Consider the following 13,828-nt stretch of genomic DNA (forward strand, 5'->3'; position numbering starts at 1 on the left):
CTCCCTGTCGAAACGAAATCATACGGTCGGAGTATCCTGCGCGGGATGGGCAAGGCGAAGGCGCGCCCGCTCCATCAGCCTCTCGCGGCGGCGGACCTGAAAGCCCTTCACGGTGTAAAACGTCAGGACATAAAGCACAACGGACGTGATGACGGCCGGAGGAATGGCGCCGACGAGCATGGGCTCCAGCACCGGCTTCCAGAGCTCGGTGAAACGGAGCTTATGAAAAAGCTCCGTCAGATCGACGGACTGCCCGGTCATCGCATTTTCGCGCATGAGAAGCCGATGACCGATTTCCCAAGTCGCCGCCCAGATGAAGGGATAAGTGAGGGGGTTGCCGAAGGCTGCCGTACCGAGTGCCGCCGCCACCATGTTTCCGGAGAGGACATAGGCGAGCACGAAGGCCATGATGAAATGCACGCCGATGAACGGCGTCCAGGATACGAAGACGCCGGCTGCGACGCCCATTGCCACGGCGTGCGGCGGAGCCGTCAGGCGCAGAATGCGCATCTTCAAATAGCGCAGCGGACGCAGAAAGCCTTTGCGGGGCCAGAAGAGTGCCCGCATCCTTTCGTAAAATCCTGCAGATTTTCTGCGGCGAAACAGCATGGCGGCTATTTAGTGCAACGCACGTCGCCATGACAAGAGCGGTAAACTCACGGGGCTCGCCTCAGCCGCCGTCGAAGCTCTCCACCAAAGGGCGCGCGTCATGCATGGCGCCCTTTCGCATCCTTGGAAGTATAGACCCGCAATCAACGGCTACGGAACAGGCCCCGGTCGACCTGACGCTGACGGTATTCAAGATCGATACGGTCATACGAACCATTGAGGTATGCCATTTCACGTTCCTGTACGCTCGGAGCGCGAAGAGCGCGGGCGATTTTCTTGATCGGAGTAAACATAGCGTTGGCTCTTTCTTTCGTTCATTCTCTGATGATCCGAAGATAGGTGCTGCAGTGCACAATTACCAACGCTCTAATATAGGTACAGCCATGCATAGGATGCACGCCTCGCCTTTCTGGCGCGCGAATTCTGCAATAAAGCGGTCATAAAATGTGCAGACGCCTCAGTCGTAGAGGCGCCGTACCGTCGCGATGCAATCCAGATCCTTCAGCTGGGCCAGCAGCTGGTTGAGCTGGCGGAGATCCCAGACTTCGACATCGACCGCCATTTCGGTGAAGTCCGCGGCGACGCGCACCGTGTTCAGGGAACGGATATTCACGTCAAGGCCGGCAACGGACTGCGCCACCTTGGCCAGCGTGCCCGGCTCGTTCAAAGCGTTGATGAGCACGCGCGCCATGAAGCGCGACTTGTTGGCCTCGTCAAGATCCCAGCGCACATCGATCCAGCGATCGGGCTGATCATCGAAACGCTGCAGCGCGGACGACTGGATCGGGTAGATGGTGATGCCCTTGGCCTTCTCCATGATGCCGACGATGCGATCGCCGGGCACGGCGCCCGCCGGCGCGAACTGCACGGCGATATTGCCGGAAATGCCGCGGATCGGGCCCATATCGGCATCAGTCTCCGCCTCCGTCTTGGCCTTGTCCGGCACCTTGAAGATCATGCCGGAGGCACTGCGGACATTGAACCAACCGTCATCGCCACTCGGCTTGACGGTAACGCGCTCATCCTGATGGTCGGGATAGACGGCGCGCAGGACATCGAGCGACGACATCTCACCCCGGCCGACGGCAGCGATCGCGTCTTCGACATCCTTCTGGCCGAGGCGGTGCAGCGCCGGCTTCATCGCGTCCCGGGAAAATATCTTTCCCGCCCGCTCAAAAGTGCGCTCCAGAATGCGATGGCCGAGACCGGCATATTGCTTGCGGATCGCCAGGCGCGTGGCGCGGCGGATGGCCGCGCGCGCCTTGCCGGTCACGACGATCTCTTCCCACGCAGCTGGCGGCACCTGGACACCGGAGCGGATGATCTCGACCTCGTCGCCGTTCGCAAGCCGCGTCACCAGCGGCATGATGCGGCCGTTGATCTTGGCGCCGACGGTGGTGTCACCGATATTGGTATGGACGGCATAGGCGAAGTCTATCGGCGTTGCGCCGCGCGGCAGGGCGATCAGCTTTCCCTTCGGCGTGAAGCAGAAGACCTGGTCCTGAAACAGCTCAAGCTTGGTGTGTTCGAGGAATTCTTCGGGGCTGTCGCCTTCGGCAAGCGCCTCGATCGTGTGGCGGAGCCATGAATAGGCATTGGATTCGCGCGAGAGAAGGTCGCCCTCGGTATTGGTCGCACCGTCCTTGTAAAGCGCATGCGCGGCGATGCCGTATTCGGCGATCTCATGCATGCGCTTGGTGCGGATCTGCAGCTCGATGCGCTGGCTGGAGGGACCGACGATCGTCGTGTGCAGCGAACGGTAGTCGTTCTGCTTCGGCGTCGAGATGTAATCCTTGAAGCGGCCAGGCACAACGCGCCACCGCATATGGACGATGCCGAGCGCGCGATAACAGGCCGGAACGTCTTCGACGAGGATACGGAAACCGTAGACATCCGAAAGCTGCTCGAAGGAGAGCGACTTCGACTGCATCTTGCGGAAAACCGAATAAGGCTTCTTCTGGCGCCCTTTGACCTTGGCAGTCGTCAGGCCGTTGGCCACCAGCAGGTCATGCAATTCCGTTTCGATCTTCTTGACCAGGCCCTCATTGCGCTGCGAGAGTTCCTGCAGACGCTTGGTGACGGTTTCGTAGGCCTCCGGATTGATGTGGCGGAAGGAGAGTTCCTCCAGCTCATCGCGCATGTCCTGCATACCCATGCGGCCCGCGAGCGGCGCATAGATCTCCATCGTCTCCTCGGAGATGCGGGCGCGCTTGTCCGCCGTCATATGGTCGAGAGTGCGCATATTGTGCAGGCGGTCGGCCAGCTTGACGAGCAGCACGCGCACATCGTCGGAGATCGCGAGTAGCAGCTTACGCAGGTTCTCCGCTTGCTTGGCCTTCTTGGTGACAAGATCGAGCTTCTTGATCTTCGTCAGGCCCTCGACCAGCCGGCCGATATCCTCGCCGAAGAGCTCATCGATTTCGGCACGCGTCGCCGTCGTATCCTCGATCGTGTCATGCAGCAGGGCGACGGCGATGGTCGACTCGTCGAGATGCATGTCCGTCAGGATCGCGGCGACTTCGAGCGGATGCGAGATATAGGGATCGCCACTGGCACGCTTCTGCTGTCCATGCTTCTGCATGGCATAGACATAGGCTTTGTTCAGCAGAGCTTCATTGGCGTCGGGCTTATACTTCTGCACCCGCTCCACGAGCTCGTACTGCCGCATCATCCCGGAACTACTCCAATAAAAACAAAAGCGCGCCAATCACCGATTGGCGCACGCACAGGCAATAATATGCCTTAGCAATAAAGGCGCAAGATTGACGATTGGTAATCGTCCCGCGACTTCTTAGTAGTCGTCGCTCTTTTCCGGCGGCACGAGGCCTTCGATACCGGCAAGGAGCTCTTCTTCCGACATCTGATCGAAAGTAACCGTCTCGGGCTGATCGTCCTGCTCCAAGCCGTCCGCAGCAGCAGCGGCGCCAGCGGCAATAAGGCTGGCCGGATCAGGCTCAGGCTCATCGACTTCGACGTGCTTCTGCAGCGAGTGGATCAGGTCTTCCTTCAGATCGTCGGGAGACAGCGTCTCGTCGGCGATTTCACGCAGCGCCACGACGGGGTTCTTGTCGTTGTCACGATCGATAGTGATCGAGGCACCCTGGGAAATCAGCCGGGCGCGGTGGCTGGCAAGTAGAACCAGCTCGAAGCGGTTCTCAACTTTGTCGATGCAATCTTCAACTGTGACACGGGCCATTGCCTGTCCTTTACGGTCGTGATTTCGGGATTAGCATGCCCGATACAATTAAAAGCCGGCGAATTCAAGTTTTTCGTGCACGGTCCCGCCGTTTATGCGCCGTCCTGCTAAAATTTTCGAAGGAATGTGACAATTCCACCGTTAGTTGCTTGGAATATGCCGAATCGTGCCCTAAATCTCCTTTATATGAATAATTCATAAATTAAGAATTATTCTTTCTTCGTTTAATTAAGCCATTGTTTTTATGGAATTTTGACCGAAGAAGATTTGGATTACTCTAATTGGATTGGCAAGCGATGTTCGACCCACGCGAAAAAATTGCACTCTTCATAGACGGCGCCAACCTCTACGCTGCATCCAAGAGCCTTGGCTTCGATATCGACTATCGCAAGCTGCTGAAAGCATTCCAGAAACGCGGATACCTGCTGCGCGCCTACTACTACACCGCGCTGATCGAGGACCAGGAATATTCCTCCATCCGCCCGCTGATCGACTGGCTCGACTACAACGGCTACAAGGTCGTCACCAAGCCTGCCAAGGAATTCACCGACTCCATGGGCCGCCGGAAGATCAAGGGCAACATGGATATCGAACTGGCGATCGACGCCATGGAGCAATCCGAAACCGTCGACCACTTGGTTATCTTCTCCGGAGACGGCGATTTTACGACTCTGGTGGAAGCCCTTCAGCGCAAGGGCCGCAAGGTGTCGATCATCTCCACGATGGCCACCCAACCGCCAATGATTGCCGACGACCTGCGCCGCCAAGCGGATCACTTTATCGATCTGCTGTCGCTGAAAAGCGAGATTGGCCGCGACCCGTCCGAACGCCCACAGAAGCCTGTCGAGATCGCCCCGGCGAGCGACTTCGAGGAGTAATCCTCAATCCAAAGCCTCGAACAGGATCGGCTGGGCGCCCTTCCAGAGCACCAGGTTGCCCATATCCGCGAGCTGCTCGCGGCCTTCGACGATCGTCAGGAAATGATTGCCAGCAAGGGCGCCCATCTTGCTCGCAAATGACGAGCTGCCATAGGCAAAGAGCAGTTCCGTCTCGCTGTGTCCGCCCGGATAAAGCAGAATATCGCCGCGCGACGGATGGCGGGTGTGGTTTTCGAAATCCACGCCGAACTGATAATCGCCGAGCGGCACCCAGACCGCCTCCCCGCTCCAGCGCGAATGGATGGTCCGATTTCGAAAAGGCAGCAGCGACGTAAACGCCGCGCAGGTCTTCGGCGCCCTCTCAATCTCCAGCTTCGCCACGAAGACATGCGACGCGACCGAAATCTTCAACCTTCGCATCGGTCAGCGATTGTCCTTCAGCAGGCGGCTCTTCTGCCTGTTCCAATCGCGTTCCTTCTCGGACTCGCGCTTGTCATGCAGCTTCTTGCCCTTGGCGAGCGCCAGTTCCATCTTCGCCCGGCCGCGGTCGTTGAAATAGATCTTCAACGGGATCAGCGTCATGCCTTCACGGTTGATGCCGGCGCGCAGCCTGTCAATCTCGCGACTCGACAGCAGCAGCTTGCGGCGGCGGCGCGGCTCGTGATTGAAGCGGTTGGCCTGCAGGTATTCCGGCAGGTAGGAATTGATCAGCCAGATCTCGCCGCCTTCATCCGACGCGTAAGATTCGGCGATATTGGCCTTACCTTCTCGCAGCGACTTGACCTCGGTGCCCTTCAAGACGATCCCGGCCTCATACGTATCGATGATTTCGTAGTTGAAGCGGGCCTTGCGGTTTTCGGCCACGACCTTCTTGACGACGCGCTCGCTGCCTCTGGGGGCCATGATTTATTCCAATTCCTTGCAGGGGCGCGCGCAAAACCGCGCCCTCATTTCCTGCCCTTATGTAGGGAAGCAGCCGGAACTTGTGAAGACAGACGCCGCCCGCCTTCACGCTCCGCTCAGTTCAGCAAACCGGCGTGGCGCATGGCGGCGTCGATTGCCGCTTCCGTTGCCGGCTCTAGCGTGGAGATGAGCGGCGAGCGCACGTTGCGGCTCATGCGTTCGAGCTTATGGAGGCCGTATTTCGCGCCGCAGAGGCCGGGCTCTAGGAAGATCGCCTTGTGCAGCGGCATCAGGCGGTCCTGGTATTCGAGCGCCTTCGTGTAATCGCCCGCAAGCGTCGCCGCCTGGAACTCGGCACAGAGACGTGGTGCGACATTCGCCGTCACCGAAATGCAACCGACGCCGCCATGGGCGTTGAAGCCGAGGGCCGTCGCATCCTCGCCCGAGAGTTGGCGGAAATCCTTGCTGCAGGTGATGCGCTGTTCGGAGACGCGCTCGATCTTGCCGGTCGCATCCTTGACACCCACGATGTTCGAATGCGCCTTGGCAAGCGCGCCCATCGTTTCCGGCGTCATGTCGACCACCGAGCGGCCGGGAATGTTGTAGATATAGATCGGCAGCCTGACGGCCTCGGCGACCGCCGAGAAATGCGCGATCAAGCCTTTCTGCGTCGGCTTGTTGTAGTAAGGCGTGACGACGAGCACGGCATCGGCGCCGGCCTTCTCGGCGTGCTGGGCAAGCTCGATCGCCTCGCGCGTATTGTTCGAGCCTGCGCCTGCCATGACCGGCACGCGCTTGGCCGCCGCTTCGATGCAGATTTCCACGACCCGTTTGTGCTCGGCATGCGACAGCGTCGGAGACTCGCCGGTCGTGCCGACCGGAACGAGACCGCTGCTGCCTTCCCTGATCTGCCAATCGACATGGGCGGCGAAGGAGGCTTCATCCACCAGTCCGGCATCAGTGAAGGAGGTGACGAGGGCGGGAATGGATCCCTGGAACATGCGCAACTCCTCACGGCTGATATCCACGCTTCAGCCGCATTCCTTGAATATAGGTTGCGCACCATAAAGCGGCGAAATCGCCGCGACAAGCGCGCATGGATCGGTTTAGGGCAAATTCCGACATCAAATGTGAACGAATTTTACCGGTTTCGGTAAGGTTTCATTAAGAGGCCTGTTGCGAAACTCAAGGCATATTTTCCTCGCGAGTATCCCGGATGAAAAGAGCTGTGTTGATCCTCTCCGCCCTCGGCCTTTCGGCCGCCGCGTGGAGCAGCGCCGCCGCGCCGCTGCCTGACACGAGCGCTCCGGTGCCCGAGATAAAGCCGATCGGCTTCGTGCCGCAAACCTCCGTGCCGGAATCGATCATGACCGGCGCCATTCCGCGCAGCACGACCGTCGCGCCCGTGAGCGGCAGCTTGAAGGCCGGATTAGACGCGCTTTCCGACAAGAATCCGCAGCAGGCCATCTCGATCCGCAACGGCATGGGCAAGGGGACGCTCGACCGGCATATCCTGACATGGGCGATCGCCGTTTCTGGCATCAAGGGCGTGCCTTCCTACGAGATTGCCGGCGCCGCACAGGAACTCAAGGGCTGGCCGGGGCTTTCCAAGCTGCACGCGAATTCCGAGCGCGCGCTCTACGACGAAAATCCGGACCCGGCAGCGGTCCTTGCGGCCTTCGGCGATACCGCACCGGAAACGACCCCGGGCGCGATGATCCTTTCGCGCGCACTGGTTTCTGCGGGCAAGCAGGCGCAGGCCGAGAAATATATCCGCAAGGTCTGGCGCAGCGAAGCGCTGGACAAGGAGACGGAAGACAAGATCCTGACGGAGTTCTCGGCTCTGCTTGGTGCGGCCGACCACAAGGCGCGGATGGAATATCTGATGTATCGCGGCCGGACGGCACAGGCCAAGCGCTTCGGCGACATGGGCCAGGCGCAGTCTCTCCACAAGGCATGGTCGGCAGTCGCAGGCAAGGCTGCCAATGCCGGCGCGCTTCTGAATGGAGTCGACAGCAAGTGGTCGAAGGATCCGGGCTATCTCTTCGCCCGCGTCGAATATCTGCGCAAGCAAGACAAATATGCCGAAGCCGCCAAGCTTCTGGGGCAGATGCCCTCCGTGCGCGATGCGCTGGTCAATTCCGGCGAATGGTGGAACGAGCAGCGTATCGTCAGCCGCGGCCTCGTCGACCAGGGCCAGTTCAAGGAAGCCTACCGCATTGTCGCCAACCACGTCGCGACGAACCCGACGGACATCGTCGAAGCCGAATTCCATGCCGGCTGGTACGCGCTGCGCGGACTGCAGGATCCGGCAACGGCCGAGACGCATTTCCGCAAGATTCTGCAGGTTTCGAACGGTCCGATCTCCGTTTCGCGGGCCTGGTATTGGCTGGGTCGCGCGGCCGAAGCCGGCGGGCCTGGCAAATCCGCTGAATTCTACGCAAAGGCAGCAAACTTCCCGAGCACTTTCTACGGCCAACTCGCGGCCGAGAGGCTGGGCCGCAAGACGCTTAACGTCTCCTATCCGTCGCCGAGCGCCGAAGACCGGCAACGCCTCCAGTCCCGCGAGGCGGTGCAGGCGATTTCACGGCTTGAGGCCGCTGGCCACGGCTGGCGCGCGGCCAGCCTTTACCTGGCGCTTGCCGAGCAGTTGCAAAGCGCCGGCGAACTTGCGATCCTGACGGCGCAGGCCGAACGCTCCGGCGACCATCACCTGTCGCTCCAGGTCGGCAAGATCGCCTATTCGCGCGGCATGGATGTCGCCGCACTTGCCTTCCCTGTCGGCGTCATCCCCGCGAACGCGAATATCTCCGGCTCCGGAAAGGCGCTTGCCTATGCGATCGCCAGACAGGAGAGCGCCTTCAACCCCGCCGCCGTCTCGGCCGCCAATGCCCGCGGCCTGCTGCAGTTGCTGCCCGGGACTGCCAAGTCCGTCGCCAAGCGCCACAACATCACCTATTCCGCCGACAAGCTGACGGCAGACGCCGGCTACAACGCGACACTCGGCGCGCATTATCTCGGCGAACAGATCGACGCCTTCGGCGGCTCCTACATCCTGACCTTCATCGCCTACAATGCCGGGCCGAAGCGCGTGCCCGAATGGATCAGCCGCTACGGCGATCCGCGCGGCAAATCCATCAACGAGATCGTCGACTGGATCGAGCGCATCCCCTTCCCCGAGACGCGCAACTACGTGCAGCGCGTGATGGAGAATTACGAGGTCTACAAGGCGCGCCTCGGGCAGACGCCGGACATCGAGCGCGACCTGATCGGCGGGCGCTCGTCATCCTGATTTCCTTCTGTGCTGAAGCAGGCTAGATTTCCTGAAGATAAATCGGGAAATCGCAATGTTTTCAAGCACCACTAACGGCTTCGAGGAGAAGACATACCTATCGGCCGACGGCCTCAAGCTCTACTCCCGCCACTATGGCGCCGGGAATCCGGCGGGATCCGCCTCGCCGCCAGTGATCTGCCTTCCCGGTCTGACGCGCAATTCCCGCGATTTTCATCAGCTCGCGCTGACGCTCTCGGAGGATCCGGAGCGTCCCAGGCGCGTGATCGCGCTCGACTCCCGCGGACGCGGCCGCTCGGCGTGGGACGACAACAAGCAAAATTACAATCTCGCCGTGGAAGCAACCGACGTCCTGACCACTTGCGCCGCTTTCGGCATTACACGTGCCAGCTTCATCGGCACCTCGCGCGGCGGGCTGATCCTTCATTTGATCGCCGAGATGAAGCCAGATCTGCTGGCATCCGTCGTTCTGAACGATGTCGGCCCGGTGCTCGAACCGGAGGGGCTTCGGCATATTCAAGGCTATCTCGCAAATCCACGAAGGCCCCGCGACTGGGACGAGGCGGCCAGGTTGCTTCGGGAATTGCACGAAGCGGAGTTTCCCGCTCTTTCCGCCGATGACTGGCGCGGCATGGCCTACGCGATCTATCGCGAAACAGCCGATGGGTTGGCCGCGGATTTCGATCCGGCCATCGCCGAGGCGATGATCGCCGCCGACTTCAACAGGCCGGTGCCGGATCTGTGGAAGCAGTTCGACGCAATGGCGGAGATGCCGCTGCTGGTCATCCGCGGCGAGAATTCAAAACTGCTGTTAAAGGCAACGGTCGAAGAGATGCTGAGGCGTCATCCGGCAGCACGGCAACTCATCGCAAGACGTCAGGGACACGCACCGCTGCTGCATCGCGATGAAGTGGCAGCGGAAATCCGTCGCTTTCTCCACGATCTCTGACGGCAAAGCCGCCTCCGAGCCGCCGGATGCGAACATCCACCGCGCAAAAAGCCCGGCTCGAAAGCCGGGCTTCCCGATTTGACCGATGGTCAGATTAGAACGAACGCTGCAGGCGGAAGAAGCCCGTTACGCCGTCAACGTCTTCAGCATCGTCGAAATCCTCGGCGACGTAGTTGACAGTGACCTTCGTGGAGAGGTTCTCAACGATTTCGTAGTCGAGCGTGACACCAGCGCGCCATTCGCTGCCGCCGTCGAATTCGCCTTCATCGTCGGACTCGATGTTGTTGGTGTACTGAACAGCCGGGGTGATAGTGAACTTGTCGGTTGCCTTGACAGCGTACTGAGCAGCGATTGCCCATTCGCCGTTGGCGTAGTAGTCCGACACACCGCTTGCCCATACACCGGCAAGACCGAACGTGCCCGGGCCGATGTCTGCATAGATGATGCCACGGATGGCGCCATCTTCACGGTCGATGTCGTAACCGCCGAGAAGTTCCCAGCTGATGGCACCGAACTTGCCGCCAACAGCAGCATCGATACCGACGTTGTTACCACCATTAGAGGGGAAGGTCCCCACCGGAACACCGCCAATCGCGCGAATTTCATCGCCGGTGCGTGTCAGCTCTTCAACAGCGATACCGGCGTAGAAGTCGCCAGAGTCATACTGGTAGCGGATCGCGTTGAAGTTGGTGTTGTTGTTGATGGATTCCGTTTCACCGGAGAAGTCAGCATCCCACCAGTTGACGAACTTACCAACGCGGAAGCCGGCGATGTCGATGTAGGCTTCATCGATAATCGTGTCGTTCTGGTCGTCCTGGCTGTTGGCAACGCCGTTCGGGCGGAAGTTCGCCTGATAGACGATAACGCCGGTGAGCGGGCCGTATTCGGTGTCGCTCTTGGCCGTAAAGGCAACCTGACCGCGGGTACGGGCAGACCAGTCTTCGCCGCCATAGATCTGGTCAGCAACGTCACCAGCGGACCAGTCAACCTGGAAGCGGATGTAACCCTGGATCTTGAGGCAGGTTTCGGTGCCTGGGATGTAGAAATAACCAGTGCCGTAAGCGTCGCAGACGCGAACGTATTCAACCGGCTCCGGCTCGGCAGCGACGATGGCGTCGGCAGCCTGGGCGCCGGAAACTACTGCGAGAGCAGCAGCGGAGCCGAGAAGAAGGCTCTTGATTGTCATAGTGACCTCCAATTCAAAGTTTCGATCGGGTCTGGGATTTTTCGCCGTTAGAGCAGCGTTCCCTGCCCCATCCCCATGTTTCAAGAAGTCGGACGATCAACCGCCCTCGCTTCCGAAGTTGAAAATACAAGACCGCGCCTCTCACGCAATCACCAACTTACGCCTTTGTGGTATTTGCATCCGCCTTACCGGCGTCCTGTTGCTGAAAGGCCACAAGTTGGGCAGGCGCCGCCGCATTTCTTTATGGTTTGTTAAGAAACTGCCGGTTTTGCAGGGGTTTAGCATCGCCTCACATATGTGGCACGACGCCTCCTGTGCCGCATTGATACCAATTTCCGGTCGGATTCGGCGGCGTTTACGACGGCCCCGCAATGCGGGCATGGATGAGGGGGCACCCGAATTGACGATGCTTCACCGCACGAATCACTGCCTAGCAAGGATTGATTCTTCGCACGCGATTCTGATCGCGGATGAATTCGGTTTCACGGCAAGCGCATCGGCCGGGACGATGTACGATCCTGCGTAGCCGCATGACGTCCATGGGAACTTCAGCGTGAATTGTGGCTTCGCAATTTTCCGCTGTTGCGGCATCACTTCATCACAATCCGAAATCCTCTCGAAATCGCTCGATCTGGTGCATGCGCTGATGCAGGATCGTCACGATACCGATGTCGCCGTTGCTGAGCCGTCGCCAATAGACGAAATGCCTTTCGTAGCGAAAGACATAGCCATCGACTCCGAACTCCGCGGGAACCGGGCCTGACAGCACCTCGTGCGTTTCTATTCTGTCGGAAGCTGCGAACAGGCCGGTGAGATAGCGGTCGGCCACTCAGCACCCCATGTACTGGTAGATTTCGTCCAGACGGTGAGACGCCGCCTGCTGGATGCGGACGGGCGCCATTCTTGACTATGTCGCGTTGCGCGCGATGACGTCGGCCGCCGAGAGCGGATGGTAGGCGGACTCGGGGGCGGCGAAGGCATGAGTCAATTCCGCTTTCAGCCGATCGAATGCTTCTTTGTCCGCCCGTTCCTTGTCGCGGCGGATCAGGTCACGAATGTACTCGCTGACATTTTCGTAGGAGCCCGTCTCGCCGACATTGGCGGCAACGAAGTCGCTGAGTGCTCCGCGGAGACGGACCGTCATCGTCGTTGTACGGGACATGGCGGCATCCTCGCATGCTTTCTGTCTTCAATATAAACTAAAATGAACACGCGAAGCACGAATGGGCTGCCTACCCCGCGCCCTCATCACCGGCTTTGTAGGAAGCATCGACAACCCGTTCGGCACGAGGTTGTCACCCATGTCTTAGGTACGATCTGTTACCGATGTCTCCGGGTCGGACAATGGGGGTGGTGGCGGAGAGGAAGGGATTCGAACCCTCGATACGCTTTTGACGTATACTCCCTTAGCAGGGGAGCGCCTTCGACCACTCGGCCACCTCTCCGGTGGGAGCCCTGATAGAGTCATTCGACAGGTGAAGCAAGCGCTTTTTCGGCTTCCGCCCGAGAGAAAACGATGCTGCGATCTCAGACCAGCAACTGCTTAAGATCGGCGGCGGCGTCCGCCAGCACGGCCTTGTCGGGATTGATTCCCGATTCCAGCAGCTTCTTGCCCGTCACATAGGCTTTCGCGTCGTTGATCGCGTCGACGGCGATGAACTGGCCGTTCCGGAAATACCAGATGGAATGGGCGCCTTCGCGGGCGCCGGGGCGAAGGAGGGTTTCGTCGTAGCCGAGGTTGAAGCCGGCGATCTGCAGCTTCACGTCATACTGATCGGACCAGAACCACGGCTTCGGCTCATAGGGCGCATGACCGCCGGCGATGACCGCGGCGGCGGCGTCGGCCTGGTCGACGGCGTTCTGCACCGATTCGAGCCTTATCTGCCCATCGTGCCAGGGCTGCACGGCGCAATCGCCGGCGGCAAAGATCGAAGGGTCCGAGGTGCGGGCGAATTCGTCGACGAGGATGCCGTTCGCAACGTCGAGGCCGGCTTCCTTGGCCAACTGGTCGTTCGGCACGACGCCAATGCCGACGATGACGAAGTCAATGTCGATCACTGAGTCGTCGGAGAGCTCGGCGCCGCAAACATGTCCGTCCCTGCCGACGAGACGCTTGAGCCCGGTCTTTTCGCGGATCACCACGTCATGGCTCTCGTGGATCGCGCGGATGATGTCGGCCGTCTCCTTGGCGGCGACACGCTGCAAGATGCGGTCGGCCATTTCGATGACGGTCACTTCGAGGCCGCGATGGCGCGCGACGGCTGCCGCCTCGAGACCGATATAGCCGCCGCCTATAATAAGGACGCGCCGGCCGGGGCGCATCTCGTCGGCCAGAAGGTCCGCGTCGCGCTTGTCGCGGGCGACATAGACGCCGTTAAGGTCGCCGCCGACGGCTGCCGGCAGCTTGCGCGGCGTCGAACCCGTGGTCAGCGCCAGCGTGCCGTAGTCAAGAATCGAGCCATCCTGCAGCGCCACCTGCTTCTTGTCGCGATCGATCTGCTCGACCCAGGTCGCGAGACGGATTTCGACATTGTTGTCCGGATACCAGTGTTCCGGGCGGAACAGCAGGCGATCGAAGGTCATCTCGCCGAGCAAATATTTCTTCGAGAGAGGCGGGCGCTGGTATGGCAGAACGTCCTCGGCGCCGATGATGGTAATCGGGCGGGTGTCCTGTAGCGCGCGCAGCTTTGCGGCCATCGCGAAACCAGCCTGCCCCGCGCCGATGATTACCAGTCTGTCCGTCACTATCCCACTCCCAGAAGCAGCGTCATTATATAAAGGCGAGAGGTACCCCCCGCCCCTGGCGCCGTCAACA

14 protein-coding genes and 1 tRNA gene are annotated in these 13,828 nt (G+C 60.2%); 3 read left to right on the plus strand and 12 right to left on the minus strand.

Translation table 11 applies throughout. The features are described from left to right. Positions 1 to 18 precede the first annotated feature (18 nt). The 4 genes from ACZ9BX_RS09355 to rpoZ form a co-directional block, all read right to left on the minus strand. The gene (locus ACZ9BX_RS09355; RefSeq protein WP_476217361.1) at positions 19 to 609 is read right to left on the minus strand and encodes a DUF2062 domain-containing protein; all 591 of its coding nucleotides are present in this window, start codon (positions 607 to 609) and stop codon (positions 19 to 21) included. A 143-nt stretch (positions 610 to 752) separates the two neighbouring features. Then, a complete protein-coding gene (locus tag ACZ9BX_RS09360) occupies positions 753 to 902 on the minus strand; it encodes a DUF3563 family protein (RefSeq protein ID WP_084606358.1) in 150 nt (49 codons plus the stop codon). 164 nt (positions 903 to 1,066) lie between these two features. Beyond that, positions 1,067 to 3,280, minus strand: coding sequence for a RelA/SpoT family protein (locus ACZ9BX_RS09365; protein ID WP_027507436.1), 2,214 nt, complete (start codon positions 3,278 to 3,280; stop codon positions 1,067 to 1,069). Positions 3,281 to 3,400: 120 nt separating this feature from the next. Then, positions 3,401 to 3,805, minus strand: coding sequence for a DNA-directed RNA polymerase subunit omega (rpoZ, locus tag ACZ9BX_RS09370; RefSeq protein ID WP_476217364.1), 405 nt, complete (start codon positions 3,803 to 3,805; stop codon positions 3,401 to 3,403). A 296-nt stretch (positions 3,806 to 4,101) separates the two neighbouring features. Between rpoZ and ACZ9BX_RS09375 the strand changes: the two genes are divergently transcribed. After that, the gene (locus ACZ9BX_RS09375; protein ID WP_022714635.1) at positions 4,102 to 4,683 is read left to right on the plus strand and encodes a LabA-like NYN domain-containing protein; all 582 of its coding nucleotides are present in this window, start codon (positions 4,102 to 4,104) and stop codon (positions 4,681 to 4,683) included. Between the two features lie 3 nt (positions 4,684 to 4,686). Here ACZ9BX_RS09375 and ACZ9BX_RS09380 read toward each other — a convergent pair whose 3' ends face one another. The 3 genes from ACZ9BX_RS09380 to dapA all read right to left on the minus strand — a co-directional run bounded on the left by ACZ9BX_RS09380 (position 4,687) and on the right by dapA (position 6,587). After that, positions 4,687 to 5,103 carry a DUF3830 family protein gene (locus tag ACZ9BX_RS09380; protein WP_476217365.1) on the minus strand — a complete coding sequence of 139 codons (417 nt, stop codon included), beginning with the start codon at positions 5,101 to 5,103 and terminating at the stop codon, positions 4,687 to 4,689. Between the two features lie 3 nt (positions 5,104 to 5,106). Then, positions 5,107 to 5,586, minus strand: coding sequence for an SsrA-binding protein SmpB (smpB, locus tag ACZ9BX_RS09385; RefSeq protein WP_476217367.1), 480 nt, complete (start codon positions 5,584 to 5,586; stop codon positions 5,107 to 5,109). Between the two features lie 116 nt (positions 5,587 to 5,702). After that, the gene (dapA, locus tag ACZ9BX_RS09390; protein ID WP_476217368.1) at positions 5,703 to 6,587 is read right to left on the minus strand and encodes a 4-hydroxy-tetrahydrodipicolinate synthase; all 885 of its coding nucleotides are present in this window, start codon (positions 6,585 to 6,587) and stop codon (positions 5,703 to 5,705) included. Between the two features lie 215 nt (positions 6,588 to 6,802). Between dapA and ACZ9BX_RS09395 the strand changes: the two genes are divergently transcribed. Beyond that, positions 6,803 to 8,878 (plus strand): transglycosylase SLT domain-containing protein, encoded by a 2,076-nt coding sequence (locus tag ACZ9BX_RS09395; RefSeq protein ID WP_476217370.1) that lies wholly within the window; start codon positions 6,803 to 6,805, stop codon positions 8,876 to 8,878. Positions 8,879 to 8,933: 55 nt separating this feature from the next. Then, complete coding sequence (locus ACZ9BX_RS09400; RefSeq protein WP_476217372.1) at positions 8,934 to 9,827, plus strand: alpha/beta fold hydrolase; 894 nt, start codon at positions 8,934 to 8,936, stop codon at positions 9,825 to 9,827. A gap of 94 nt (positions 9,828 to 9,921) precedes the next feature. On the opposite strand, the gene ACZ9BX_RS09405 is transcribed toward ACZ9BX_RS09400, so the two are convergent. The 5 genes from ACZ9BX_RS09405 to ACZ9BX_RS09425 form a co-directional block, all read right to left on the minus strand. Next, positions 9,922 to 11,013 (minus strand): porin, encoded by a 1,092-nt coding sequence (locus ACZ9BX_RS09405; RefSeq protein ID WP_476217373.1) that lies wholly within the window; start codon positions 11,011 to 11,013, stop codon positions 9,922 to 9,924. 598 nt (positions 11,014 to 11,611) lie between these two features. Continuing rightward, on the minus strand, positions 11,612 to 11,842 hold the full coding sequence (locus tag ACZ9BX_RS09410; protein ID WP_476217375.1) for a type II toxin-antitoxin system RelE/ParE family toxin: 231 nt from the start codon (positions 11,840 to 11,842) through the stop codon (positions 11,612 to 11,614). 78 nt (positions 11,843 to 11,920) lie between these two features. Continuing rightward, positions 11,921 to 12,175, minus strand: coding sequence for a ribbon-helix-helix domain-containing protein (locus ACZ9BX_RS09415; protein ID WP_027507444.1), 255 nt, complete (start codon positions 12,173 to 12,175; stop codon positions 11,921 to 11,923). Between the two features lie 192 nt (positions 12,176 to 12,367). Next, positions 12,368 to 12,458: transfer RNA gene (locus tag ACZ9BX_RS09420), tRNA-Ser, on the minus strand. Between the two features lie 82 nt (positions 12,459 to 12,540). Then, complete coding sequence (locus ACZ9BX_RS09425) at positions 12,541 to 13,758, minus strand: NAD(P)/FAD-dependent oxidoreductase (protein ID WP_476217377.1); 1,218 nt, start codon at positions 13,756 to 13,758, stop codon at positions 12,541 to 12,543. Between the last annotated feature and the right edge of the window lie 70 nt (positions 13,759 to 13,828).

This window comes from Rhizobium sp. USDA 3886 (genome assembly GCF_056279785.1).